Consider the following 25,980-nt stretch of genomic DNA (forward strand, 5'->3'; position numbering starts at 1 on the left):
TGTTGATAAAAATGGAGGCAATAATGTACAAGGAAACAGATTTTCAACTAAGCCAAGAAGAGTTTAGCTTTAAAAAAGATTCGTATCCTTTATCAAAAATTAATAATGTCAGAGTTAAGAAACTTGGCTTACTCGACAATCTAGGTCAAATAATATTTTGGTTATTTGTTTTCTCCGGAGCAGTTTGGTTAGCAATCCCAACTCTTGAGAGTACACCTTTTTGGTTGAAAGCTTTAGTTGTTACTTTAACGATTGTAGGTTTTATATTTGGTTTTCTTCGTTGTTCAAAATATGCGTTACAAATTGAATTTCGTCATATTGATGAAACCGGAGTTCAATGGGTAAATATAGCTAAATCTTACTCCAAATTTGATAGTGGGTTGTTTGAGCAACAAGTCGCGTTGCTGAAGGCAACATTCGTCTAACAAATTAATCAACACAATTTATTACATTCGGCATTGTAGGTTTGTCTTTAGTTTCGATGTTTAAGGCGTTATATTTTTCAAGTACGTCACGGGCAATAGGAAGAGTTAGTGTATTTTATAATTAATGATATTGAGTGGTGGAAAATTTCACTTCATAGTTTCATGAATGGATGGCTCCCTGGTATTCTGGCATTCTTTTTAGGTCTTGGGCTCGAGAAAATCACAAGTCGCAGAAAGCTAAAGCAAGAGTTAAAAAACAACCTACTTGAAATTTTCATACCTATATTTAATTCGGGAGAGGTCACAACACTCAGTTCAGCTGAAGATTGCCACCGTAACTTAAAGGCAACGTTCAATGCGTATACGCGGATCTATCCGAAGCTCTTTAATGAAAAGTCTGTTCAAAAACTATCCCAAATATTAGCAGACGGTTTTTTGATTGAAGGTAAAGTTAATAATAGCTACTTAAATCCAGATGAAATTCAAAAAATAATTGGTAATTTATAGTTCGTATCAAAAGAGAATAAATATAACAAACGATTCGACTATGGAAATTTTGGTTCGAATTAGCCTTAATGTTTAAGGCGGGGCTATGTGCATAATGGAACCTTGGATTTGGTGGTGTAAAGGAGAATAAATGAATTTAGATGAAATTGATTGGATGTTTATTGTAGCTGTTATATTCGGTGCCATTGCTTCTGTCTTAAAAGAACTGGAATCGGTCATTGGAGAAGGCGCGTTAAATTATGTGGTCATTTTCCTAAAGATTATCGCAGCTGTTTTGAGTATTTCTTTCGCTGTATTAAAGTTTCTAAAACTTAAGCCATATATAATATTACTAGGTTCCGATGATTTTGAAGAAAGAAAACAAGATGGTCGTAAATATTATCGTTTTGAGATAAAAAAGAGCGAACATAAAAAAGGTCAATCACCTTCTATTTCCGCTAGCCTTCTCAATAATGATGGAAGTGAATGTAGTATATTGATGACTCCGAGGACTGATTCTGATGGAAACATATCAGTGACTCATGCAGGGGTAACACTAATAGATAAAAAGCTTAAGATAGTTGTCAAAAATTAGGTCACATAACAAGCGCCTGAACATGACCTACGTACTGTTCAGGCGCCTCTGTTTTAGGCACTTTCTTCTTGTTTCTCAGTTTGTTTCTTCTGGTTTTTTCTTATCGCGTCGAGTATTGCTTTCATGCGCTCTGGGGTCGCTTTGGGCGCGTTTGGTGCCGGCGCTGTGCGATTTGTAGAGCGGGGAAGTTGTGCTGCCATGTTGTCGCCCTCCATTAAGGCCCATTCGGCGATGAACTCGTGATATTCTTCAATTTTAGCCCCGATGTATTCTCGGTAACTGGTGTCAGTATAACACAAGTTGTCGTAGCGCTGAGGCCACACCTTCTTGTGGATCCCGTTGCCGGATTGCTCGTCGACGTGGAACGCCATCGTCATCGCTGTATCTATTCTTGTTAACAGGCAAGATAATCTGTCGAGATCTTGATAAAACGTGGCCGCATGGAAGCCCCCAGAGCCAGTAAACACCAGCTCTCCGGTGGTCGCGTTGTTGCCGATGGGCATGTCTATCAGCGCACCGGTGTTTTCCGTTACCGCAATCAAGCCAATCTCATCGCGTTCGTCGAGCGCTTGGGCTAATTGAATGTATTCCTCGTCAGAAATGAGGGCCAGAAGCACGGCTTGCGCGAGGATAATAGGGTGCTCATCACCCGAAAAAAAGATCACTTGCTCGAGACACACGATATGTTTGCGCGTCTCACAGTCGACTTCCAAACCGCTGACTTGGCTAGTCCACATGGCGTCACCCGCGATGAAAATGTTCGGGCTGGCTATTATCGTTGTCATGACGTTTTACGTTCCTAGATTAAAGAAGCTTATCTCGAGGGTTGTTGCTCTGAATGGCACCATTATTTGAATTTGGCCGGGATCCAGGGCTTAGGCGGCATGCGACGACCGCCACGAAATGGCAAGGGATGCTCTTTAGCCGGATAGTATTTCGGGGACTCAATTTTGCCGTGGCGCTCAACCAGTTGCCGGTGCTCGTCACGCCAGTACGCAAAACTGAGCAATTCCTTGGGATTGAATTCCCGATCTTCGGGGGTAATTAAGATCGCACGGTCAACGTTGATTCGAAATCCGTTCCAGCGATGATCCAACGGTAAGTAGCCACGGGCGTGAATGTTCATCAATTTTTCGGCCAGTGGATTGACCGGGACCGCGCCAGACAGCCAACGCTTGATCGTGATCGGTTGAACGTAAAAATACGCGGCGGCTTCATGAATGTCGTCGAAGTAGCGATTCAATAGATCGGCAAAACGGGGAGTGAGCATGTGATCTCCTTCAAGTTATCAAACATCCGTCGAATTCTTTTTTCGATGACAAAACACGATGTCCATCGGTGAATTCGATGAAACTTGTCGTCAAACCGGAAAAAAGAACAGTGACGAAAACTAGGTATAACGCAAAATTGAAGGACGAAAACTAATTAATGATCGTATTTATGTGGAAACATTTTGAATTTCAAGCGTCTATAGCACGCGTGTACGCAAAATCTGCAATTGCTAAGGTACTGAATACTCTCAGATTTTACGCAAATCGGTGCGTATTATGTCTGATTATGTTTAATGGTGCATATCTTATAAAATCAGTGCAACCTCTTGTATTTAGAGGTTTTATCATTGAAGTATCGCGAAATGAGTAAGAATTACATTTTTCGAGAGTTAGAGTGCCAAATGACGAAGGAAGAGGTCGCTGAACTGTGTTTTAAATCTGTGAGAACTGTCACAGGTTGGGATGAGGGAAACCCGATACCTCCCGAGTGCAAAAGGCTTATGCGAATGGCCAAAGGTCGAGAACTAAGCATTAGCGAAGATTGGATACAGTTCAAAATGTTATACGACAGAATGGAACTGCCGACAGGACAAGTGGTGAGGCCGCAACAAATATTGGCAGGGATTGCGTTATTGGGGATTCAATCCGAGCTTGAAATTAAGACCTCAACGCACCTACTCGGACTAGCTAGGGCGATAGCCAATATAAAGAAGTAGGATTAGAAAAGTATGGTTTCTCTAGAGTGAGTTCTTAGTTAAGTAAACACATTTAACACGATGTGATTTTTATTGGTAGAGTAGCTGCGACTGGAACATTGAAATTCCTGTTTAAGTAGCCAGTCCTCCTTTTTGGTCATATCAAGGAGAAAGAAGCCGAACCTTTATCGAGAGGGTTCGGCTTTTTTGCTATTAAACCAACTACTAACTAACCAATTTCTTCTAAAGTATCTGCATCTTCTGGAGCCTCTGTTTCGATTACACGTTTATGTTTCTTTATGAAACGACGGAAATCACCAGTAGAGCCAAAATAGTTCGGATAAGCCTTTTTAAGGTTCTGAGCATTTTTAGCAGACAATAGAACACACATTAAAACTTCTGGGTTTTTCTCACATTGGTTAAGCTCGTTAAGAGCATCTGGTGTGTCATTCGTTTTGTAAATCTGAACTTTAACGTTGAGCTTGAACTTCTTTTTGCCATTTTTCGCTGCAGGGTTCTTATCAAAAGCCTGCTTAAAGTCATCCGTAGTTAGTGTAACTAAACACATTCCAATATTTTTAGGGGACTTCAGCTCTTTTAATCCTTTAGTTGCAGCCTGAATCCCTAGAGAAAATTGACTAAGTTTTGTATCGACATTTAGCTCTTCAGCCAACTCAGTCAAACGCAACTCTGAGTCATATAAGTCTTCATCTGAAAGGATACATGCTGTTTCATCGTGAGCAACAAGCCTACCTGCCACAGAGAAAAATTCACGCCAGTGCGCATGACCACCCATACTAGTCTTAAGTTCAATTTGCTCAAGTGTGTCGATAATCTCTAGACTAGTAGCCCACGCATGTTGCAGCTGAGTTCTCAATTGCACTTCAACCTTAGTCTTTCTCCAATTATGTTTACAGTCTGAGTCATGAAAACAACTATAAATTAAGTGAACGCCACCATAACCACTTGCTTTTGGAGTGAGGTAATCTGAAGTGTGGGTGATTTTATGAACAGAGCGACTTTTTAATAGTAATTGTTGTAATTCTTTAAGCTGCTTTAAGTTTTTGACTATTGCTCTACAACCGCCAATATCTTGCATCCGAGTCATCTTGATTGCATTTTTACTCGTACCATCCAACGATGGTCTCTCGAGCTTGTTAATAATTGTAGGTAAACGCTTGAGGCGCCTAGCAACCAAGATATCGTTCGAGACCCTGTTTGATGTTCTAACCAAATGGTTCTTCATTAGCATCAACGGGTAAGCATGTAATTCTCGATAATTTTGAATTTTGTTAATTGCTTCTTCACGTTCTTCAGCCTCACACCCATGACGTATACTACGAGCAGCACGATCAATTTCATTTTTGGTGTAACGTAGTGTCACTTTTTGATTTTCATACTGTTGATTAGCCATTTTACTTCCAATCCGTTTGTTATTTATTCGGGACGACGTTCCAATGGATTATATCTAAAATAACTCAACTGGTTGAATTATTTAGAGCAAAACTAAGAGCTATGGCTACAAAATGCTCTTAGTTTGGTCGAATTTACCCCCGTGATACAACACGGGGGTTGGCTTCCTCCCGCCGCGCTCGTCCTCCTCAGTCTTCGTCGTCCTCACTTGTTGTCCGTCAGCACTGAAAAGAGATCCTTTTCGACACTCAAATGATCTTAAAGAAAGCCAGTGAACACAAAAAAGCCTTACCGATGTGGTAAGGCCTTAAAGAGCGATTCTGGCAGGATGAGGGAGGGTGCTACTTAGATTGGCATTGGCAGTTAGAAACACTCGCCAGTTGAGACATACGGACTAATAACCTCTACGGTGTGGCTCGGTGCCTCGTTCGCGCTTCGCACTCTCTTATCCCTGCGGGGCCAGTTAAAACAAACTAACATCAGCTCGACTCACTTCTGGCAAAGTGGCCGCGGCAGCTGCGTAAGGCTTACATGTTATCAACTTCGACAGCTGGCCTCTGTTCAGCTTCAACAAGCAATCATCAATCCGGTCAAACGTAATGTCGTAAGCTTTTAGAAAGTGCTCGTTTACAGAGTAGAAACCATCAAGCGCTTCCACCTCGATGCTAACATGACGTTCAATTGAACCGTTTTTAATAGCGAAGTTCACACCCGTTACAAACGCTTTCTTAATTCCCTCAAAAGGAAGTACCTCAGCTATAGGAACATGAGAAAGGCTATCTTTGTCAGTGCCTTTACTGCTATCCCCACTAGAAGATACATGCCCAGAAGCTTCACTATTTTTGCTAGGTAGTGTTTCACTTTGCTTAGGAACGGCAGCTGAAGACGTTGCTTGTCCCGCTTCCTCCACCGTCTCAGTAGTTTCAAAATAACGATTGGATAAGTCATAGATTATGTACCCGAAACAGAATATGGATAAAAGGAAAACCAAAATAGCTTTAGGACTACGAAAAAGCGTATTCATGGCGAGTTGTTGTTTGGCGCTGCCTGTCCCCGTAGATTTGTAGAGTAGGAAAGAGTCTAAAGGGATTTTTTGATTGGTTAAGTTGACGTCCTTTTTCTTAGGAATGGCTGGCGTTGTTACTGCTTTATCATGCTTCCATATATAAGGGTTTCGCTTTGTCCAAAAGAACTGGTCACGCCCTTTATGAAAGAAGTTCTGGTTAGCACATGCCTTGATTCCTGAATCGATTTGCTTCCAATCGGGTGAAAGCAACTCGATATCCCAATCGTACTTTCGGTGCCTCATGAATCCCTCATTGAAGCTGTGAGGATAGATAATTCTTCCTTCCGAATCGTATTCAGCGATTCCACGATCATCTATCTCTGAATCTTGTAATTCGTCCATGTTCGCAGGGGTGTAACGAGAATTGAAAAAGCGCTCATAGTCTTTTGGTAATAAACCGTCTTGTGGCGATTGCGTGATGAAGTCAGAGAGCGGTTTATACTTCACTTTGCGTATATCAAAGCCGACGTTTTTTGAGAAGATATCCTGGCACTCATCAATAACGATAAGTGCGCCAATAGGGCACCAACAGAAGAAATGTGTCCAAAGGTGGACGCCAGATTCATCCCTAGAGCTAACGCGGAAGAGTTTAGCGGTACTAGGAAACTTGATATCAAATCGTTCTTCAATGACGGCTAAGGGCTGCATACCCTCGATGTTAGTCACAACCGTTCTACCTGCCTTTAAAGCTTGGTAGATAGAAAAGTAAGCCGTGTATGCCGACTTGTAAGAGCCGTTAGCGCCCGTTCTTATAGTGATAGCCATTATCTAGATAACCTCATCACTAAAGCGGTAGTGAAGAAGTTAGCCCAGACAGCAAGGCCTTGAGGGACACCAAACTTAAACGCATAGAATCGCAACTCGTCAGGCAAAGCATTAAAAGCTTTGGACAGAATGTCGTTAAAGCCGATCTCTTTTAAGAGGATTTGAGCCGAGTTATAAGAGAGCTTGATAAACTCCAATTCAGCTTTCAATTTCATCTTAATCATGAAAATCTGAATGTATGAAAAGAGGTCTAGCGTCATTTGGGGAATAGCTTTAAAGAAGTCAGTGATGAATGACATCTGTAAGCTAATCCAATCAATAAAAGAGTAGATGTAATCCATAACTAATCCTTACCTAACATTCTGATTCCAGACAAAACGAACAAAAACATCACAACGGCTGAGATGAGCGTGGCGTTATCGAGTAGGGCAGAGAGTACGCCCGATTTGAAAGAGCGTTCAGCATGGTTAACATTGAGGTTTAAGGAGTGCTCTTTGTAAGTACCGTTGTTGAAAGAGCTGGTATCGATAGAGAATAACGCTTTGAACTTTTCAAATTCATCGGTCATTTCTTGTTTGATTTCTATGACTTCGTTTTGAACTTCAGCGATATCAGTTGGAGTGACAATAAACCCTTCACCATTAAAAACAGAGCTAGGCTCAACGAAGTTATTGTTGTTAGTGATGCCGTTGATTAGTTCGTCAATCTTACCTTCAACCCCAGATATATCAGTCGTTTCAAGGCCGTCGATTTTTTCTGATAGGCCAGAAATACTGGACTCAACTCCAGATAAATCAGGAGAGCCCAAGGAATCTATTTTTGAATTAACATCTTCAAATTCGTAGTAAAGGCCGTCAATCATAGCGTTGTTGCTTGAAACCTTTTCTTCGATATTTGAAAGGCGGGCAACATCAGAGGACATAGCCTTTAAAAGTTTATTGTTAAGGTTTGCTTTAGCTGCATTTCTTAGTTGAGTTTTTTGTTGGTCAGTAAGGCCACCGCTAGAAACCTCCAAAGCTTGAATCTTACTAACTAAATCACGATTCAAAGTGACCATCAAATCACGCTCGGTTTCTTGTCCGGCAATGAGTTGGTCATTTTTAGTCATATTGCTCACACTGTTTCGAACAGAGTCTAAGAGCCAATTACTTTGAGCATCAGTGAGAGCACCGCCACCGCCAGAAGGAAAATCAGAAATAGAGTGGATTATGGATTGAGTGTTGCGTTTAACAATCGCGACTTCCTCATCTAGATCATCGAATCTATTAAAAGTCTGCTTGTAACGGTCGTCCAAACGATTTTTTATATCTTGCCTTGCTGCCCAAACACTGTCTCTAACGGTGTTTTCCAAACCACCTTGAGCGGCCGTTAACGAGTCTATCTTGTGAGCAAAAGATAAATCATTGGTCTTTTGAGTATTGATTAACTGAGAAATAGCCCGATTAAAATCATCACGAGTAAGATTTCGCTGACTTAAATTCGAAATAATCCGAGCTAAATCTGAATTATTACGATTAAGCTTGTTCATAACAGAATGATAACTGCCGCAAGAATCATCATTAACATTACAGTTAAGAATGTCTTTTGCTTCTTCTAAAGAATCATAATAAGTGTCGAGATTGTCAGGCACATTATTACCATCAGCATCCGTAACTTGATTGTCATTGCTGTATGGGTCAGGGTCTTCACCGTTTTTAATGCCATCGCCATCCCAATCTTCTAAATCATCTTGAACGCCATTTTGGTTAACATCACCTTCAAACGGAAAGAGTTCAGGAACGTCACCTGAATAGCGGTTGATTTGGTCAAAGCCACAAGTAGAACCCGTGTAATAAAACTTGTTAGTCCAACGTCCCGCTTCAACAGAAATCGAAACGGAACTAGGCTCCATGTTACAAGCAGCGCCAGTAGACCGATCACCAATACAGTAAGAGCGAGGATTATCACCCCAAACGTAAGAGTCCCACGTTAAGTTTTTTCCGCTTCCTTTAAGTATCTTACAAGAACTAACGCAAACGCCATCAACCTCAACTTCACCCGCGCCGCACTGCAAAGCATGGGAATTGAACGCGACAAGAACTAAAGGAAGTGCGAGGTATTTTTGATATCGTTTCACTGTAAACCCCAGATAAGAAAACGCCCCCAAACTAGGAGGCATTGATACCCGTATATACGCCATATACGAATGACATAGCCATAACCACCCCAAACAGGACGGTTACGACTTGAGAGACAATGTCTCCCATTAGTTCCCCATAGAGTTCATGATAGCGCGAAGACCAAAGCCAATCGCAGCAAGACCGATAAGACCAACCACAACCAAACCGTAGTTCGATTGACCAGTCGTTACAGCTTCGTTGATAGCCGTTGTGATTGCAGTGTTATCAGCAAATGAAGAAGCAGATACAAATGCAGTAGAACCTAGAACCAATAGACGTTTTTTCATGATATTTCCTTTTTTAAGAGTGTGTTACTAAAAGTTGACCCTTAGCCTTTGCCAAGAGTTTTTAAGATTCGTCCTAGCACATGGCCAGAAACGAAAGATAATAAAATCCAACCTGAAACAGCGGTATAGAGTTCACTGTCGATGTTCAAAGACTGAGACGCAGTGACTAAATTGTTGTATTCAGTATCAGTGAGCATTACGAGCTGACAATCAAAGTCAGTTGACGTTCTCAAGTAACCTTGTTGAGTGGTCGTAATGCAGTTCATTGTTAAACCTTACTTGAAGCACTTTTTTGACGATTGAGAGAGCCAATTTCAGACAAAAGAAAGTCTCTTTTAAGCTCTAAATCTCGAATCGTTCTCGTTAGAAGCAAGCGGTCAATCCAATCAATTACAAACGAGCAAACACGACCAAATAGTGAGAACACGACCATGGTAATAATTAGGGCTTCAATCAGTGCATCCAAATCATCGCCAGTTAATTGATAAACGACCGTTTCCATAATTAAGCCTTGTTAGCTTTCAAAAAGTTATCGAAGTGCTTTTTAATTTCTTCATCGACTGGAACAAGATTGGTCACCAAGATATCAAGTGGATCATTTGGGTTAGCACCAAAGCTCAGTTCGTATTCACGGTTAGCAACAAAAGCGCGCGTTTGGATAAGCTGACGAGCGTAGGCCACATCAATTTTCAGCGCTTGCTTGTTGTAAGGGATGTCAGTTGAGAAACCGATACCCGTTTGTTGAAACTTCTCGTTATCGACTTCTTCAACAGCACGTAGGACAGACAGCTCCGCGAACTCCATATTAGATTTCGGGAAACGCTTGATAGAGATACCAGTTATTGTAGGCATATTCTTGACTCCAAAATTTCGATTTTCTGTTTAGTGTATTCGTCAGGAATGCCTAACGAGGTTTCAAAGTTTGCGCGTCTATGGTGCGTAGGAATGAGCATTCCGAATGCTTCACCCAAGTCACCCTCAGTCATTGCAACAACTTCAGAAAGTGCTTTACCACACTGGCGACGAACCCAAGCAATACGAGCAAAGAACTCAAGACCGGCTTTCTTTTTGTTAAGCTCAATCTTCATCGGTTCAGCAGGGTCGATACTTGCTGAGAAGTCACACAGACCAGCAAAGGCCGAAGCAGGCGAGGCGAGTAGTGCCAAATCGCACTTCTTCAATTCCACTTCATTGCGGTACCAAATTACTTCAGGGTCAGCGATGTTTTGCTCGAACTTCTTGTTGTACACACGCCAGTAAATTGCAGAGGTACGAGAGCCAACAAGGACAGCTTCCTCTGATAATTCACCGGATTGTGAAACGCGCTTATGAGGAACCATTGTCGGACCACGTCCACGAGAAGCAGTGCGAAATGCTCCCTCATAAAAACATTTCTCAGCATACTTACAGTCAAAGATTCCGGTGTAGTCATCCACGCAGAGATCCAAACGGGCTAGGCGAGTGATACCCAAAAGTGACAACCACCAATGCACCTTTTTGTGTGTGGTGAAGTCGAACAACTTAGCGCAACCCGTACCATTGATTTGTACGTAAACCGTGTCGTTGTTACCGCCAACACCCACCAAACCACATTCAACCGTGCCCGTAGAATCGTAAATCACCATTGAATCTTCATAGCCATGCAAGCCACGGCCACGCATAGGAGACAGACGGAAGTTAAAGACTTTTGCCATGAACTCATCGAACCTATCGGCTAAAACCTTGCGACATTTGTTACGGTGTGACTCTATTGATTTCTCTATCGCTTCTGGTGAGTTAAGACGACCGTTAACGGTTTTCTTTTTAAACTCAGGAAACTGCATGTTGATAAAGTCTTGTTCGTTCGAGCTGTCCAAATGTCTAAGCGAGCCATACGAAAACGAAAAGGCTAGGTGATCCACTTGAACCGGACGTATCTCATCATGAAACTTATGAGGCTTTTTAGATTGCATGGAAAACCCCTTTAACTAACAGCTCTTGATAGTTGTCGTCAGTTATCGCAACAATCTGAAATGAAACCATGCCGTAGTGAGCTTCCATGAACTGGAAGAACTCACGCGGAGACTTAAAGAAATTATGACCCCAAGGAAAATAGGCGTTGATGCCGTGATTGGGTTCGTTGTCGAAGTAGATTGAATCCATGATTAAAGCATCCCCAACAATTTAGCTTTAGATGAAGTCAATTCGTCATAAGCACGTTGCAGCTCTGAAGCTTCACAAATATCAATTTGACCATCATGTGACATCAAAGTAGCGGTCAGAACTTTGATTTCATCAAACTCAAGAGAAGCGGAAACAATCTCGGAATAAGCTTCATTTGAAACCTCGAAACTACAAAATTTAGACTTGGCAAAATCAACAGAGACATCAAAGAGGAAAGTAAAATAAAGAAAAGCAGCTACGAAAATAGAAAGCTCAACTTTACATTTAGACAAAAATGAAAGGACTGATTTCATGATTAACGCTCCACAACATAAGAGACTTGAGCTAAAGGCCAAGAATCGTTGAGGTGTTCAACAATGCTGTGAGCATCAGAAGCTGAAAGGAACTTACTGTGAAAGTGTTGAGCTGTAGTGATCACAAAAGGTTTACCGCTAGCTGTGGTACCAAAGCCTGCAAAGTAACGAGGTAGACACCCAGAAACTAATAGAACATTAACCATAACAACCACCTTGACTGATTATTGAGAATTGGGATTGACCGTCTAAGTTGAGCTATAAGCGTCAAGGGCGAACAGCCCAAACCTAGACAGTCAAAGTATTGAAACAAGGAAGCTTGTTTCTCTGAGGAAGATTATAGGCACGAAAAGTTGTGCCTGTTAAGCACGGAAAATCATGCCTAATCAGCTAGAATGTAGCTAAAGGGAGAATGTCTTATGTATCAAAATGAACTGTTAGATGCCTACAAAAAGGCGCAAAACTACGTACAAGATAAGCAGATTGCACATGATTTGAATCTACCAAGACAGCGGATTGGTGAAATGCGAAAAGGAACTCGCTATATATCTGATTCAGAAGCAGTTTTTCTTGCAGAAAGCGCAGGAATTGATCCAGAGATGGCTTTGCTTGGTTGTCACGTTGACCGCAACGAAAATCCAGAGATTAAACAGATGTGGGAACACATAGCAAAAAAGTGCAACGGGCTAGGATTAAAAGCGATTTCAATGACTTGCGCGGGATTAGCACTGATGGCAGCCACCCCAAATAAAGCACTAGCCAACTGCGTATTATGTACGTTATGTTAAATTGAATTTGGTATTTATAAGGCAGGACTCTTGTGTGATGCCCTGCCTTTATTTGGTGTCGATATTCTCTGAGTTATACTGTGTATTTAACCATAATGGTTATTTACCATAAAATACCTAATATCCAGTGATAATAATCTTCGATTTTAACCCTGGTATTAGTTAGAGATTAACCGCCAGAGAATTTAACTTTGTAGCCTTTCTTTTCAAGGTGCGCTTTGATCTTGTCACGAGCGTCACCTTGAATCTCGATGTTGCCATCTTTTACGGATCCACCACAGCCACAGACTTTCTTAAGTTCTGCTGCCATTAGTTTTAATGGTGCGTCATCTAGGTCTAAGCCAGTTACGACAGAAACGCCTTTGCCTTTACGGCCTTTGGTTTCTTTTTGAATTCGAACGATACCATCGCCTTTAGGACGCTGGACTTTCTCTTCTTCAGGCTTAATGCGACCTGTTTCTGTTGAATATACTAAACTCATAACTTATTTCTTTTGTTGCTCTGCTTTTTGTTTTGCGAGTAAGTAAGCTTCTATATGACGCTGAATTGCAACCTTGCCGCCTTTGATAAGACGTCCGTTAAACATGCAATACCACGCGTTAGGCTCACCTGTGTCATTCTTTATCTGATAGCCGTTGAAGTTTTCAGTTTGGCCACCAGTTCCTCTCGACTTATTTAACGTCGTGAACTCTTTCGGGTCAATAATAGATGCGGTGTCAATCCACCAATCAATACTCTTTTTCACGGCAGCTAGGTTGCCCTGAATAACATTGTTCTTTAACTTAGCACGCCAAACCGTGTTAGTGGCATCCGTCGATTGCAGATGGACGCTTCGGTAAATTGAATTAGCCATATCCATTAATCATCTTTTTGTTTTCACTACATTAATCATAAGTATACTTATAATGATATCAAGCATAATATGGTAAAAACACCTGTCGAGGTACGGTAATTTGAGAAAAAATGTCCCTATTCTAACCGACTCTGTGAGAATTAATTCATTTGTTGAAAAATTGAACAGGTGCGCGACAATTGAAATTATAGATGAGTTGACAGGATTTCAATACTCTCGTAATTCACTGTTAGGTATCTACAGTGATTGGAATCGCTATCATGCGTTCTGTACCAAACATCGTATTAACACACTTCCCGCATCTATAACCGCTGTTCGTCGTTTTCTCGAGACGGAGTCTAACGATAGAAAATACGCATCTCTAAAACGTTACACCGCAACGCTTAGTATGCTTCATACTGTGTTGAACTTTGCTAATCCAATCAAGCACAGGCAAGTTCGCTTTACCCTGCTCCACTTACAGTCGCAAATGGCCGGTGACGCGAAGCAAACCAATGCTATGACATCTAAGCATCTCACTGATTTAAATGTGTTACTCTCCGACGACAAAGCAAACTTGAAAGAGATCAGGGATATAGCTATTTATAACGTGATGTTCGAGTGTGCTTTAAAACGCTCAGAACTTAAGGCGTTATCAATGACTGATGTTGAGTACGTTGAAGATCATTACCAAGTCACGGTCAAAGGTTCGGCTTATCAGTTGTCACAAATAGCCAGTGTTGCACTTCAACGTTGGCTTTCGTTTACTGGTACACAAGATGAGTTGCCAGTATTTCGTGCGATAGACAAGCATGAGAATATCAGTCTGCAACCTTTAGATGATTCGTCGATCTATAGGATACTAAGAAGTGCAAGCGACTTACTTCAACTCGCAGAAAACCACCATTTTTCAGGAAATTCGATTCGTGTGGGTGCCGCACAAGAGTTGTCAAAACAAGGTCTTAAGGTAAGGGAGATTCAGGATTTTGGTCGTTGGCTCAGCCCTGCAATGCCTGCGCAATATGTGGGTTATTCTGGGACGGCTGAGACTGAGAAGATGAAGTTTAAAGCACTGATCCCTTGGCAATAAGCTGACTATCTGTTGGCATTAAACCAATAGTTCCTTGGCTGTAATCTGATGTCCTCTTTGTTGACAGTTAGCTTGTTTATAGACCGCGTGTTAATAGTTAGCTTTTAATAGACAGCTAGTTAAAAAACGGCGTGATCAATAGACGACTGGCTTTAAAAACAAAAAGCTTTGACTCTAAAAAAAGCTCGGACTCTTAAAAAAATAGCGCCTTGGCGGGTAAGCTCAAGGCGCTATTTTTTATTTAGCCAGTGGTGTAAGACTCGCTAAGATATTTTGGAACAACTAAGAAATGCTTGTTCTCACACAGTTCTCTAGGAACTGGCTGAATTTGTGACCGGCATGCTCAACCATTTTAGGGAACATGGAGATTGGCGTCATACCTGGGAACGTATTTACTTCGTTCAGGTAGATTTCGTTGTCTTGCGTTAGGAAGAAATCAATACGAGACAAGTGACGAAGCTTCATCTGAGTGAAGACTTTGCGTGCGCTGTCTGCAATCAATTCACGCTGTTCATCTGTTAAGTTACTTGCTTCAACTTCGGTAATGGAGTGGCTGTCTGCACTGTACTTCTCTTCATAAGAGTAAAATGCGCCATTAGGTGCAATCACTTCCCCCGGCTTGCTAATATGTAGCTCGCCATCGATTTCATAAGCAGCAACTTCTAGCTCTCTAGGCACCACTGATTTCTCAACCAATACTTGGTCCGAAAAAGTGAACGCCTTGTTGATCGCTTCGCTTAAATCTTCTACTTGGTTAACTTGGTAACAACCTACGGAAGAGCCTTGACGGGCAGCTTTCACGAACACTTGACCCCAATTTTCAAAGGCTTGAGTCGCTTGTGAGTGAGCTTGTTCATCGTTTTCTGATAAGAATAGATAAGGCGTGTTTGGAATGCCAAGCGCGTCGTACCAAAGCTTTGAAGTGATTTTATTGAAGCTGTTGTTACTTGCTTCTGAACCACAGCCTAGATACGGAATTTTAGCCATTTCAAACAGAGATTGAATGTCACCGGTTTCCCCCGGAAAACCGTGAATACAAGGCACAATGAAATCGACTTTAGATTCTAAATTGTCACCGCGTAAGGTTTGATCGTTAATATCAAGATAAACCAATTCACCTGAATCAAGACACCAGCCCTCGTTTTTAATTTCAACTCTTACAACGTTAAAATCTGCAACGCTATTGAGTTGTTCAAAAAGGTAATTAGCTGAAACTAAAGACACTTCATGCTCTGAAGATCCACCGCCGCAAAGTAGAAGGATGTTTGTGGTGTTCATGGGTAAATTCGGTCCTTGAAACTAGGAATACTGACTTCAATGATAAACAAAAGTCGAGATAGGTACAGTGTTTTGATTGTTAAAATTGCGTTCGAAAGAGCGAGCGATTAACTATTAAACAAAACAGCGAGTCTTAAAACAAAAGAAGGAGCATTTGCCCCTTCTTTATGAATTAAAACTTAGTTCAACTTGTTAAGCGTTGGGTATTCAGAGTTCTTGATGTCATCAATGCTCTTAACAAACGGCTTCAAGTTTTGGAAAGTGCTCGGCAGCGTTGAGATTGCCTTTTTAGCTTCTAAGCGCGTTGCATAGTCACCATAAAGTACGGTGAACCACTTAGTGCCGTTAACCATTTTGTAGTTTTCCCAAACTGGCTGAGAAGTCGTAGGTAGCATTTTCACGAAAGAATCGACTTTACTTTGGCTGCCAACAGCAACAACTTGAACTGTGTAACCAAAACGCTGGTTCATGTCTTGTTGTTTCTTCGTTGGTCCTGTCACTACTGCAACTGGCTTAGCTTTAGTCGTTTGAGTGACTTTCTGTTCAACAGGTTCAGTTCTGATCACGTTGACAACGTTTTCTTCAACAACGCCTGTTTGCTCAGATTGAGATACAACTGGAGCTTCAACTTTGGCCGTCTTGTACTCTTCTTGATAACTATCTGAAGTGACATTGGTAACGTAGTCGTCAGATACACATGCAGCCAAGAGCAGTGGCAAAGTCACAATTGCAAATTTTTTCATGGAAAGCTCTATATCCTTAATAATAATTACTATAAATCATGCCGATACGTCGGTTTAGAATCAAGTTAACTTTGAGATTATACACCATTAGTGGGTGACCTATTTCACAAACTTTATGCAGTGTCTGCTTATTCATCTTAATTCGGTGAATTTGCCATCAACCCGCTAGTGAAAAGTAAGTTACGATGAACTTACGTGCATTGCTAGGATATGTCTATGAATCATCTTGATCCCCTACTTAAACCCCGCTCAATCGCTGTTGTTGGTGCTTCTCAACGAGAAATGCGTGCAGGATATATCGTCATGAACAATTTGTTGCACGGGGATTTCAAAGGTGCGGTGATGCCGGTTACGCCAAAATATGACTCGGTGGCAGGTGTACTCTCTTACAAAAACATTTTGTCGCTGCCGATCGTTCCTGACCTTGCGATATTGTGTACCAATGCGACTCGTAATGTCGCCATTTTTGAAGAGCTGGCTGAGAAAGGCATCGCTTCTGTCATTGTGCTTTCATCCGACATGCAACAACAAAGTGATAATGGCGAGACGTATGACGCAAGATGCCTGGCGATAGCCAAAAAGAACAACATCCGAGTGCTTGGCTCCAATAGTTTGGGGGTGATTGTCCCTTGGTTAAATTTGAACGCATCATTCTCTCCAGTAACAGCATTACCTGGTAAAATCGCCTTTGTTTCTCAATCTGCTGCTGTGTGTACCACGATTTTAGATTGGGCTAATGACAAAGAGATCGGCTTTTCAGCGTTTATCTCGATAGGCAATGGCAGTGATATCGAATTCTCGGAATTATTGGATTACCTGAGTACCGATTCTCATACTGAAGCGATACTACTTTACGTTGATAGCATTACTGATGCTCGGCGCTTTATCTCTGCGGCGCGTGCGGCATCGCGAAACCGACGCATTCTGGTGTTAAAAGGCGGTCGCACGGCGAAAGGCAGAGCGGCGGCCATGGCCCATACTGGCGGTGCTGACACTTTAGACATTATCTATGACTCTGCGATCCGACGTAGTGGCATGCTACGAGTTAAGAACTTACATGAACTGTTTGCTGCGGTAGAAACACTGACTCATTCAGTGCCCTTGCGTGGTGAGCGTTTGGCTATTGTTACCAATGGGGGCGGCCCTGCAATTATGGCAGTGGACACCCTATTTGAGCGTGGTGGTAAACTCGCAGAGTTATCTGAAGAGACACTCGACCAATTGAACAAGGTGTTGCCATCGAGTTGGTCTCATAGCAATCCTATCGATATTGTTGGTGATGCTGGTGATCAGCGTTATATCGATACCATAAACATCTTACTCGATGGCGATGAAGCGGATGCGATTCTTATCATGCATAGCCCTTCAGCAATTGCACATTCCGCTAGAACGGCTGAACGAATTATTGAAGCGATTAAGAAGCACCCTCGCCACAAGCGCTTTAACATCCTGACGAATTGGTCTGGTGAGTTAACAGCTAGGCCAGCGAGAAAGCTGTTTACCGAAGCGGGTTTCCCGACCTATCGAACGCCTGAAAGCTCAGTGGTCGCATTCATGCACTTGGTCGAGTACAGACGTAACCAACGTCAGTTAATGGAAACGCCGACCACGGCAGAAAAAGTGCACATTGAAGACTTGGCAGATGCAAAAAATTGGATAGAGCGCCAACTACTGGATAAAGATACAGTTAGTTTTGATACCCATCAAAACAGTCAGTTTTTCAAGCTCTTCAATCTTGATGTGTTGCCAACTTGGATTGCTTCCGACCCAAGTGAAGCGGTACATATAGCTGAAACAATTGGTTATCCGGTTGCCGTAAAACTTCGTTCTCCAGACATTGCGCATAAGTCGGACGTTCAAGGCGTGATGCTGAATTTACGAAACAGTAGTGAAGTCGCGAATGCCGCTCAGGCAATTCTCGATCGATCTCAATTGTCGTTCCCTACCGCGCATATCCATGGGCTGTTGATTCAAGGAATGGCCAAGCTTGCAGGCGGCCAAGAACTGCGAGTTAAGGTTACAACGGACGAAACCTTTGGCCCTATCATTTTACTTGGCCAAGGTGGCTCTGAGTGGGACGAATCGATTGATGCCGCGGCTGCTTTCCCACCGCTTAACATGACACTGGCCCGTTACTTGATCATTAGGGCGATAAAAAGTGGCAAGATTCGCCTGCAAAAACTGCCTAACCCCATTGATATAGAAGGTTTGTCTGAGCTGTTGGTCCGTATCTCTCAAATGGTGGTGGATTGCCCAGAGATACACGATTTGGATATACACCCAGTACTCGCTAATGGAGACAAATTTACGATATTGGATGCCGATATTATATTGAAAGCCTACGAAGGTGATCCACAAGAAAGACTGGCGATTCGCCCTTACCCTGTAGAGCTTGAAGAACGCATCCAGTTAAAAGATGGGACAGAAGTGTTGCTGCGCCCTATTCTTCCTGAAGATGAACCACTTCATGCCGACTTCATTAATCGTGTCTCTAAAGAGGATCTCTACAAGCGTTTCTTTAGTGATGTGGGCGAGTTTAATCATGAAGCATTAGCTAATTTTACTCAGATTGATTTCGATAGAGAGATTGCGTTTGTAGTGGTACGTGAGGAACAAGGCGTTCCAGCGATTATTGGTGTGTCCCGTGCGCTGATTAACCCAGAGAATACGGACGCTGAATTCGCGATATTGATTCGGTCTGATCTTAAAGGTGTTGGTTTAGGTCGAATTCTTATGACTAAGGTTATCGATTACTGTCGTGCGAAGCAGACAAAACAGATGTCTGGTATGACAATGCCAACCAATAGAGGCATGCTGACACTAGCCCAGAAGCTCGGCTTCGAGCTAGATATCAGTTTTGAAGATGGTACTGCAGATATGGTGTTACCGTTACTTTAACGCCCATGTTTTTTTAAGATGTTGGATACACCAAGACTTGGCGTCGCCCATTTTGTTGCGTCGCCAAGCCATCACAATATCGATAGGTTGCGGTTCTGTTCCCGAAATCTGCAGTAGAACGCCAGATTCGATCAATGGTTTCGCTATAACACTCGGTAATGTACCAATCCCTAATCCCGTCGTTAGAGCTTCTACTTTTGCAGGGAAGCTTGTTACGGTTAAACGAGGTTGTTTCTCTAGAATGTTGCGACTTAACGCTGGTTGATCGCGTGCAGTGTCTGCAATTGCAATAACCCTGTAACTTTCCCTCGCCTTTTGGTCGAACTCGCCAGAGCGCTTATGAACGTAGTGGCTTGATGCCGCGACCCATACCATTTCCATCTTACCAATGGTGTCACTTTTCATATCGTTTGGAATCGTGTCGAGCTTGGGACATACTAACAAATCGGCTCGGCCATCTGTCAGGGATTCCCAACATCCGGCTAAGATCTCTTCTTGTAAGCGAACACGTGTTTTGCTGATTTTCCCGAGTTCGTCGACCAACGGGAAGAAATTGGCAATAGGAATGATGCCATCAAAGGCAATGGTTAAATCGAGCTCCCAGCCATTAGCAAGAATATTCGCATCGTTAACGAGTTGTTCAGTGGCACCAAGAATGATTCTACCTTGCTCTAATATTAACTGCCCCGCTTCCGTGAAATTTGCACGGTGGCCTGAGCGATCAAAAATCATGATATCTAAGTCTTGTTCTAACTTCTGGATTTGATAACTCAATGAAGAAGGTGCTCGGTCCAGTTCATTCGCTGCAGCTGCGAAACTCCCACGACGATCAATGGCATCTAATATGTGTAATGCTTCAAGTGTTATTGGACTATGCATAGCTTTCCTACTTTACAAATGAGATCTGAATCACAAAAACAGAAGCATTCATGCCACGAATGGAACTGTAAAAGTCTTTTTAATACAGGTGTTTAAGAGTATTAATTATGAATTAGCTGATAAGGTTGAAAATTATTTAAATGCAAATAATAGTAATTATCATTTAGATCCAATATTATCTTTCGCAAATCAAGATAAGACTATGGAACTAAGGTAACTATCAGATGTATAAGCAATCCCTACTCTCTGCTTCAATCGTTTTAGCGCTTTCATCAACATCAGCCTTTGCTGACGATTATGCCCTATTTGATGAGGTTGTTGTATCTTCGACTCGTACTAATCAAACACTTATCAATACAGCAGCTTCTGTTACTGTCATTTCGGATAAGCAAATTGAAGAGAATATGGCGAAAGATGTGAATGAAATCTTCGAATACACTCCGGGTGTAACGATGAATTCAAGCTCTCGCCAAGGCGCACAGACTATCAACATTCGTGGCATGGAAGGTAAACGCGTTAAGATTTTGGTCGATGGCTCTTCTCAGCCAGGTTCATTTGATGGTGGTCCATACGCATTTATCAATTCTAGCGGTATTTCAATTGATCCCGACATGCTTAAAAGTGTCGAAATTATCAAAGGTGCTGCTTCAAGTTTACACGGAAGTGACGCAATTGGTGGTGTTGTTGCCTTTGAAACTAAAGACCCTTCTGATTTCTTGAAAGACGGCGAAGACTTCGGTGGCCAAGCGAAACTGTCTTACTCTTCAGAAGATAATTCTTTTAGTGAGCATGTTGCATTAGCTAATCGATTCGGTGATTTAGAAACATTGGTTGCCTACACTCGTCGTGACGGTGAAGAGCTTCAAAACTTCCGCGACTCTAATAACTTAGAGAATTACGCAGTAGAAGATCAAGACACATCAGCCGATAACCTATTGGTAAAATTGCAATATCAATTGAATGAAAGCCATCGTATTGAGTTTCTGGCTGAGCTAATCAAAGACACTTCAGACTCTGACATTTATCACTCAAGCTACGATAGCTACACGGGTGCAGATGATACAGAGCAAAATCGATTTGCGATTAAACACATTTGGTTCACTGATGGCGCAATTGCCGATACCGTGACCAGCAAAGTGTCGTACATTTCTAAAGAAGAGAATGGTGTGACGAAGCGCTTTAAACCTGCAGGTCCTGGTTTCCCCCCTTATGTCCCTGCTAACAATGACAATCTTCAAACAAAAGACTATGAATACACCGAAGATAAGCTAGAGATAGAAACACAGCTTGATAAAGAGATTAATAACCATTACCTAGTTTATGGTGCTACTTATACACATAGTGACATCAGCAATACAAATATGGAGTACAACTCTGATCCTGCGACTGATGACAAGCTTTATGTATACACTCCTGATGCTAAAGAACAAAAGTTTGGTCTATTTGTACAAGACGAAATTAGTTTATTGAATGACAAGCTCATTGTTACCCCAGGAGTACGCTTTGATTACTTCTCAACAGATCCAGGAAAAAACACAGCTGAATCACTAACTGATTTCTCAGACTCTGCAGTAACAGGGCGTTTAGGTACGACTTACAAACTCACAGATACAGGTACTGTGTTTGGGCAAATTAGCCAAGGCTTTAGAGCTCCTTCATTTGATGAACTGTACTATACATATGACAACCCTGGTCATGGTTACGTAAACGATCCGAACCCAGATTTGAAATCAGAAACAAGTATTTCATACGAGTTAGGGTACCGTCACAATACTCAGGCTTCTTCATCTGAAATTGCCGCTTACTACAGTGATTACGATGATTTCATTGAAACTGTGGTAACGAAGAAAGTTGGTGGTACGACACACTACTCTAATGTTAACTTAGAATCTGCAACGATTAAGGGCATTGAGTTCTCTAACACGTTACTTTGGGATGTTTTAGTGGGAGCGCCTGAAGGCATCTCAACTCATTTCGTGGCGTCTTACACTGAAGGTGAAGACGGTAACGGAAATGCACTAAACAGTGTGAACCCTTGGAATGCTGTATTAGGTCTTAACTATGATGCGCCAAACCAAAACTGGGGTACTAGCCTTAAATTAAACTATACGGCTGATAAATCTGGTTCAGACATCAACTTTGATGATGAAAATGGCGGTAACGCTGGTCAAGCAGAGCTTCCAAGTGCAACAGTTGTTGATTTAACGGCTTACTACAAGCCTATCAAAGACTTAACGATTCGTGGTGGTGTGTTCAACCTAACAAACGAAGAATACTACCGTTGGAATGATGTTCGCGGAGATGATGAGCTTTACAAAGAAAACTCTCAAGCGGAAAGAAACTATGGTATTTCAGCTAAATACGAATTCTAATTCGTTAAAAAACTGAACTGCAGATACTAAAAAGCCAGCTAAATGCTGGCTTTTATTATTTCACTAAAAATTGTATCAAAAAGGGGTAAGTGAAATTACTTCTCTGCCATTTCTTTCTTAACCATTACTGCAGCAGCAATGATAAAAGTGATGATTAGGCCTAGTTCCATGATTAACTCCAAAGAAAATTAACATTAAACATATAATTCGCAAGCATGATAACAACAACCGATACAGAATGATACTTTTTAACCGCTAATTCAGTTTTTATTCGATTTAGATCAAAAAAGATGCTCTAAAGCATCTTTTTGTACATTAACCATTCATGAAACAACTCGGTTAGCCAGGAAAACCATCAGGGTTGGTTGACTGCCAGCGCCATGTATCTTCGGTCATTTCAGTCAGTGTGCGTGTCGCATTCCAACCGAGTTCTTTTTGAGCTTTGGCTGGGTCTGCCCAACATTCCGCAATGTCACCCGGACGACGATCAACAAGTTGGTAAGGGATATCTTTGCCGCTCGCTTTTTCAAATGCTTTAACCATATCTAATACACTTGAACCGTTACCTGTACCAAGGTTGTAGATATGAAGACCGTCTTTACGCCCTACTTTCTCGAGCGCTGCAATGTGGCCGTCAGATAGATCCATTACATGGATGTAATCACGAACACCGGTCCCATCTTTTGTTGGGTAATCACTACCAAAGACAGATAGGAATTCACGTCGGCCCACTGCTACTTGAGATACAAATGGCATTAAGTTATTTGGGATACCTTGCGGGTCTTCACCTAGCTCACCACTTGGATGTGAACCTACAGGGTTAAAGTAACGCAGCAGTGTAATGCTCCAATCCGGATTGGCTTTTTGGAAATCGGTTAAACACTCTTCAACCATTAGCTTACTTCGACCGTAAGGGTTCGTCGCACTAGTTGGAAAATCTTCTGTGATAGGCACACTCGCAGGATCGCCGTACACCGTTGCTGAAGAACTGAATACTAAAGTTTTAACACCAGCGTCACGCATTGCATCAACAAGAACTAACGTGCCATTTACGTTATTGTCGTAGTATTCAAGAGGCTTTGCCACTGACTCACCGACTGCTTTAAGGCCTGCAAAATGGATAACCGCTTCGATGTTATGTTTCTTCATGGTTTCAGTTAAAAGCGCTTTATCACGAACGTCGCCTTCAATGAAGCTAGGGCGAACGCCAGATACCTTTTCGATACGCTCTAGAACGCTTGGTTTACTGTTATACAAGCTATCAAAAAGTACAGGAGTCATACCTGCGTTAATCATCTGGATACTTGTATGGCTACCAATGTAACCCATGCCACCTGTAACTAGAACATTCATGTTTAGCAGACCTTTTAATTAAAAATACTCAACCTATCACTTATGATACAACAACTTAGGTTGAGGTCACAAATGCCTGAGGCAATTAACCATCATGAGAGAACACAAATTGCCCTTTTCCTTTACGTTTCGCTTGGTACATCGCCTCATCAGCAATTCTCAGAATCACGTCAATATCGCGCTCAGAGCCATCAACTAAATGGATCCCCAAGCTTGCTCCAACATGAAGTGAGCTCTGTTTATAATTTACTTCTCGTTCAATAAGCTCTAACAATCGTTCAGCTAACTTAACCAACAAGGCTTTGTTTGTCTGTTTAATAATAAGAACGAATTCATCTCCCGACAAACGTGCAACCAAATCACCTGCCCGTACCTGAGATAACAGCCTATTTGATACTTGTTTGAGAATTGCGTCGCCCGCATCGTGTCCATAATTATCGTTAACGTGTTTAAAACCATCAAGATCCAAATAGATCACCGCAAAGAGCTGATTTGAATAATGACTAGAGGTTATGACATCATCCATCACCTTATACAGTTGAGCCCTATTGGCTAATCCTGTTAACGCGTCGTGATGAGCCAAGTGTTCGAGCCTCTCCATCTCTTTGACGTTAGATAAATCCGACAGCGTTAATACCATATCAAACTCATCTTTTTCATTGTCTGATGAAACTCTATTCACTTTGACAAACATTGGAATCAAGGTGCCAGACGCACTCTTCTCCCAGATTTCTCCTTGCCATTGGCCATAATTTTCCAATGAGCTACGAATAGTCGGCATTAATGAAGAGAATTGTTGCCAAGAAAATGCTTCAAATGGTGTTTTGTCCACCAGCAGATCGGCGTGATAACCGAGAAGTTGAGTCACAGCTGGGTTAACCATAGTAATTACGTTAGACGAATTTAATACTATAAGCCCGTCTTTACTGTTCTCGAAAACACCTGCCGCAATACGTTGGCGGCTCATTGCTATCTCTATCTCAGTTACATCTTGTATTGCATAAAGTATACGGCCCTGTTTTGACAGCGAACGACTACTCACACGAAGCCAGCGCTTTGATTGAAATAGATCTGTGGTTTCAAGTAGTTCGTCATTGAGCTCAATATTGGCGTCGATGACGTCTTGTAAAAATCCTTTTTGCTTCGTTGTGATCAGCTCTTGGATCAACAAGTTGTCAAGAAACGCTTCTGAGCACTTAAAAATATCACGAGTGGCGACATTCGCATGAACGATGAGCCCTTTGTCGTCCACGACTAACAAAGAGTGCTGAACGGTTTCAACCACTTCATTTGCGAATGATTTTTCTTCTTGTAATTTATCTAGCGTAAAATTGATTTGGTTATCGCGATGTTGAAGCCTTTCCAGCATGGTATTGAATGCGCGAACTAGATCCCCTATCTCATCACGGTTGGTTGCGACTAATTTTGGTTGTTCTGATCGGCGCTCAACAAAGGCTTGCATCGCCTCATTGAGGTCAAACATCGGCTCGATAATCAAGCGTTGAACCAATTTGACCAATATTCCCCCTAATATCACCAGAAACAACAGGTAGACGGCTGCAACCTTGAAAATATTCGTTAAGATCGAATTAAACGTCTGTTTTGATATCGTCACTCTCAAGTTCGCGATAACAGCATCATCCAGAGTCACCGGAACAAGCAAAAAGATGAAATGTTCAGAGATGGCAAATTGATGATCCGCGATATCAATTAATTCATCAGCAGTCGGCCTTGGGATCAAGGTATTGCTCACTTGATAGTTAGCAAATAACTGCTCATTAGTGTCATAGAGCTTTACCCTCACAATATCTCTATCTGCAATGAACGCTGATAAAATCTCCTGAGCAGACGACTTATCTTCAAATAAGATTGCTGCTTGTAGGTTATATGCTACCCCTTGCGCCAATACCTTAACTCGCTGGATCAGGCTCTCTTTCTCTCGCTCAAAAGTGACAGTGTAATTAACTGATTGAATAGTGACGAAAGTAACCCCGATAAAGATAATAATCGGCAAGATCAGCTTGTTTTTAATCGATATATTATTAATGAAAGACAGCATTACTGGCCCTCCACTAGGCTTTGTTTCCTAATTGGATCTCAGATAGAAACGGCCAGTATGGGTGATTATT

The 25,980-nt window shown here is 41.9% G+C and carries 29 protein-coding genes; 8 read left to right on the top strand and 21 right to left on the bottom strand.

Features of this window, described 5'->3' with window-relative positions:
* The first annotated feature begins 23 nt into the window (after positions 1 to 23).
* The 3 genes from ACED45_RS17170 (at position 24) to ACED45_RS17180 (ending at position 1,506) form a co-directional block, all read left to right on the top strand.
* The gene (locus tag ACED45_RS17170) at positions 24 to 425 is read left to right on the top strand and encodes a hypothetical protein (protein ID WP_017102030.1); all 402 of its coding nucleotides are present in this window, start codon (positions 24 to 26) and stop codon (positions 423 to 425) included.
* Between the two features lie 108 nt (positions 426 to 533).
* Positions 534 to 932 carry a hypothetical protein gene (locus ACED45_RS17175; RefSeq protein WP_231903193.1) on the top strand — a complete coding sequence of 133 codons (399 nt, stop codon included), beginning with the start codon at positions 534 to 536 and terminating at the stop codon, positions 930 to 932.
* A gap of 130 nt (positions 933 to 1,062) precedes the next feature.
* On the top strand, positions 1,063 to 1,506 hold the full coding sequence (locus ACED45_RS17180; RefSeq protein WP_231903191.1) for a hypothetical protein: 444 nt from the start codon (positions 1,063 to 1,065) through the stop codon (positions 1,504 to 1,506).
* 53 nt (positions 1,507 to 1,559) lie between these two features.
* Here the strand turns inward: ACED45_RS17180 and ACED45_RS17185 are convergent, their stop codons facing one another.
* Entirely contained in the window at positions 1,560 to 2,291 is a 732-nt protein-coding gene (locus ACED45_RS17185; RefSeq protein ID WP_017102028.1) for a hypothetical protein, read from the bottom strand.
* Positions 2,292 to 2,353: 62 nt separating this feature from the next.
* Positions 2,354 to 2,776: a phage protein gene (locus ACED45_RS17190; protein WP_017073518.1), complete on the bottom strand. Its 423-nt coding sequence runs from the start codon at positions 2,774 to 2,776 to the stop codon at positions 2,354 to 2,356.
* A gap of 348 nt (positions 2,777 to 3,124) precedes the next feature.
* On the opposite strand from ACED45_RS17190, the gene ACED45_RS17195 reads away from it, so the two are divergent.
* Complete coding sequence (locus ACED45_RS17195) at positions 3,125 to 3,493, top strand: phage protein (RefSeq protein ID WP_016792151.1); 369 nt, start codon at positions 3,125 to 3,127, stop codon at positions 3,491 to 3,493.
* A gap of 208 nt (positions 3,494 to 3,701) precedes the next feature.
* On the opposite strand, the gene ACED45_RS17200 is transcribed toward ACED45_RS17195, so the two are convergent.
* From ACED45_RS17200 to ACED45_RS17255, 12 genes are all read right to left on the bottom strand, one after another.
* The gene (locus ACED45_RS17200) at positions 3,702 to 4,886 is read right to left on the bottom strand and encodes a RelA/SpoT domain-containing protein (protein ID WP_371714561.1); all 1,185 of its coding nucleotides are present in this window, start codon (positions 4,884 to 4,886) and stop codon (positions 3,702 to 3,704) included.
* A 462-nt stretch (positions 4,887 to 5,348) separates the two neighbouring features.
* The gene (locus ACED45_RS17205; RefSeq protein ID WP_371714562.1) at positions 5,349 to 6,716 is read right to left on the bottom strand and encodes a zonular occludens toxin domain-containing protein; all 1,368 of its coding nucleotides are present in this window, start codon (positions 6,714 to 6,716) and stop codon (positions 5,349 to 5,351) included.
* Positions 6,716 to 7,057 (bottom strand): hypothetical protein, encoded by a 342-nt coding sequence (locus tag ACED45_RS17210; RefSeq protein WP_055319869.1) that lies wholly within the window; start codon positions 7,055 to 7,057, stop codon positions 6,716 to 6,718. Before ACED45_RS17210 ends, ACED45_RS17205 begins: the two co-directional genes overlap by 1 nt.
* A 2-nt stretch (positions 7,058 to 7,059) precedes the next feature.
* Positions 7,060 to 8,832 (bottom strand): hypothetical protein, encoded by a 1,773-nt coding sequence (locus ACED45_RS17215; RefSeq protein WP_371714563.1) that lies wholly within the window; start codon positions 8,830 to 8,832, stop codon positions 7,060 to 7,062.
* Positions 8,833 to 8,961: 129 nt separating this feature from the next.
* Positions 8,962 to 9,162, bottom strand: coding sequence for a hypothetical protein (locus ACED45_RS17220; protein ID WP_055319872.1), 201 nt, complete (start codon positions 9,160 to 9,162; stop codon positions 8,962 to 8,964).
* Between the two features lie 41 nt (positions 9,163 to 9,203).
* Entirely contained in the window at positions 9,204 to 9,428 is a 225-nt protein-coding gene (locus ACED45_RS17225) for a hypothetical protein (protein ID WP_048659346.1), read from the bottom strand.
* Positions 9,429 to 9,430: 2 nt separating this feature from the next.
* Positions 9,431 to 9,664, bottom strand: coding sequence for a hypothetical protein (locus ACED45_RS17230; RefSeq protein ID WP_371714564.1), 234 nt, complete (start codon positions 9,662 to 9,664; stop codon positions 9,431 to 9,433).
* 2 nt (positions 9,665 to 9,666) lie between these two features.
* A complete protein-coding gene (locus ACED45_RS17235; protein ID WP_371714565.1) occupies positions 9,667 to 10,014 on the bottom strand; it encodes a DUF1293 family protein in 348 nt (115 codons plus the stop codon).
* Complete coding sequence (locus tag ACED45_RS17240; protein WP_371714566.1) at positions 10,002 to 11,114, bottom strand: replication initiation factor domain-containing protein; 1,113 nt, start codon at positions 11,112 to 11,114, stop codon at positions 10,002 to 10,004. The genes ACED45_RS17235 and ACED45_RS17240 overlap by 13 nt, the downstream gene beginning before the upstream one ends.
* Positions 11,104 to 11,304 carry a hypothetical protein gene (locus ACED45_RS17245; RefSeq protein ID WP_371714567.1) on the bottom strand — a complete coding sequence of 67 codons (201 nt, stop codon included), beginning with the start codon at positions 11,302 to 11,304 and terminating at the stop codon, positions 11,104 to 11,106. Before ACED45_RS17245 ends, ACED45_RS17240 begins: the two co-directional genes overlap by 11 nt.
* Before the next feature lie 2 nt (positions 11,305 to 11,306).
* A complete protein-coding gene (locus ACED45_RS17250) occupies positions 11,307 to 11,618 on the bottom strand; it encodes a hypothetical protein (RefSeq protein ID WP_102445874.1) in 312 nt (103 codons plus the stop codon).
* 2 nt (positions 11,619 to 11,620) lie between these two features.
* Entirely contained in the window at positions 11,621 to 11,824 is a 204-nt protein-coding gene (locus tag ACED45_RS17255; protein WP_046209395.1) for a hypothetical protein, read from the bottom strand.
* A 213-nt stretch (positions 11,825 to 12,037) separates the two neighbouring features.
* On the opposite strand from ACED45_RS17255, the gene ACED45_RS17260 reads away from it, so the two are divergent.
* Positions 12,038 to 12,406 carry a DUF3693 domain-containing protein gene (locus ACED45_RS17260; protein WP_371714568.1) on the top strand — a complete coding sequence of 123 codons (369 nt, stop codon included), beginning with the start codon at positions 12,038 to 12,040 and terminating at the stop codon, positions 12,404 to 12,406.
* A gap of 169 nt (positions 12,407 to 12,575) precedes the next feature.
* Here ACED45_RS17260 and yciH read toward each other — a convergent pair whose 3' ends face one another.
* Both yciH and ACED45_RS17270 read right to left on the bottom strand, forming a co-directional pair.
* Positions 12,576 to 12,887 (bottom strand): stress response translation initiation inhibitor YciH, encoded by a 312-nt coding sequence (yciH, locus tag ACED45_RS17265; protein WP_050649524.1) that lies wholly within the window; start codon positions 12,885 to 12,887, stop codon positions 12,576 to 12,578.
* A gap of 3 nt (positions 12,888 to 12,890) precedes the next feature.
* Positions 12,891 to 13,259 (bottom strand): DUF3319 domain-containing protein, encoded by a 369-nt coding sequence (locus ACED45_RS17270; RefSeq protein ID WP_060981728.1) that lies wholly within the window; start codon positions 13,257 to 13,259, stop codon positions 12,891 to 12,893.
* Positions 13,260 to 13,359: 100 nt separating this feature from the next.
* Here ACED45_RS17270 and ACED45_RS17275 point away from each other — a divergent pair, with 100 nt between their 5' ends.
* Positions 13,360 to 14,328, top strand: coding sequence for a tyrosine-type recombinase/integrase (locus ACED45_RS17275; protein ID WP_371714569.1), 969 nt, complete (start codon positions 13,360 to 13,362; stop codon positions 14,326 to 14,328).
* 282 nt (positions 14,329 to 14,610) lie between these two features.
* On the opposite strand, the gene ACED45_RS17280 is transcribed toward ACED45_RS17275, so the two are convergent.
* Entirely contained in the window at positions 14,611 to 15,606 is a 996-nt protein-coding gene (locus ACED45_RS17280; RefSeq protein WP_371714570.1) for a D-alanine--D-alanine ligase, read from the bottom strand.
* A 179-nt stretch (positions 15,607 to 15,785) separates the two neighbouring features.
* Positions 15,786 to 16,349 (bottom strand): SPOR domain-containing protein, encoded by a 564-nt coding sequence (locus tag ACED45_RS17285; RefSeq protein WP_060981319.1) that lies wholly within the window; start codon positions 16,347 to 16,349, stop codon positions 15,786 to 15,788.
* 216 nt (positions 16,350 to 16,565) lie between these two features.
* Between ACED45_RS17285 and ACED45_RS17290 the strand changes: the two genes are divergently transcribed.
* The gene (locus ACED45_RS17290; protein WP_371714571.1) at positions 16,566 to 19,247 is read left to right on the top strand and encodes a bifunctional acetate--CoA ligase family protein/GNAT family N-acetyltransferase; all 2,682 of its coding nucleotides are present in this window, start codon (positions 16,566 to 16,568) and stop codon (positions 19,245 to 19,247) included.
* Here ACED45_RS17290 and ACED45_RS17295 read toward each other — a convergent pair.
* Positions 19,239 to 20,126: a LysR family transcriptional regulator gene (locus tag ACED45_RS17295; RefSeq protein WP_371714572.1), complete on the bottom strand. Its 888-nt coding sequence runs from the start codon at positions 20,124 to 20,126 to the stop codon at positions 19,239 to 19,241. The genes ACED45_RS17290 and ACED45_RS17295 overlap by 9 nt on opposite strands.
* A 224-nt stretch (positions 20,127 to 20,350) precedes the next feature.
* Between ACED45_RS17295 and ACED45_RS17300 the strand changes: the two genes are divergently transcribed.
* Positions 20,351 to 22,498 (top strand): TonB-dependent hemoglobin/transferrin/lactoferrin family receptor, encoded by a 2,148-nt coding sequence (locus ACED45_RS17300; RefSeq protein ID WP_371714573.1) that lies wholly within the window; start codon positions 20,351 to 20,353, stop codon positions 22,496 to 22,498.
* 339 nt (positions 22,499 to 22,837) lie between these two features.
* On the opposite strand, the gene galE is transcribed toward ACED45_RS17300, so the two are convergent.
* Both galE and ACED45_RS17310 read right to left on the bottom strand, forming a co-directional pair.
* A complete protein-coding gene (gene galE, locus ACED45_RS17305; protein WP_061016972.1) occupies positions 22,838 to 23,851 on the bottom strand; it encodes a UDP-glucose 4-epimerase GalE in 1,014 nt (337 codons plus the stop codon).
* An 85-nt stretch (positions 23,852 to 23,936) separates the two neighbouring features.
* The gene (locus tag ACED45_RS17310) at positions 23,937 to 25,910 is read right to left on the bottom strand and encodes a sensor domain-containing diguanylate cyclase (RefSeq protein WP_371714574.1); all 1,974 of its coding nucleotides are present in this window, start codon (positions 25,908 to 25,910) and stop codon (positions 23,937 to 23,939) included.
* Between the last annotated feature and the right edge of the window lie 70 nt (positions 25,911 to 25,980).

Source organism: Vibrio crassostreae (assembly GCF_041439375.1).
GTDB lineage: Bacteria > Pseudomonadota > Gammaproteobacteria > Enterobacterales > Vibrionaceae > Vibrio > Vibrio crassostreae_D.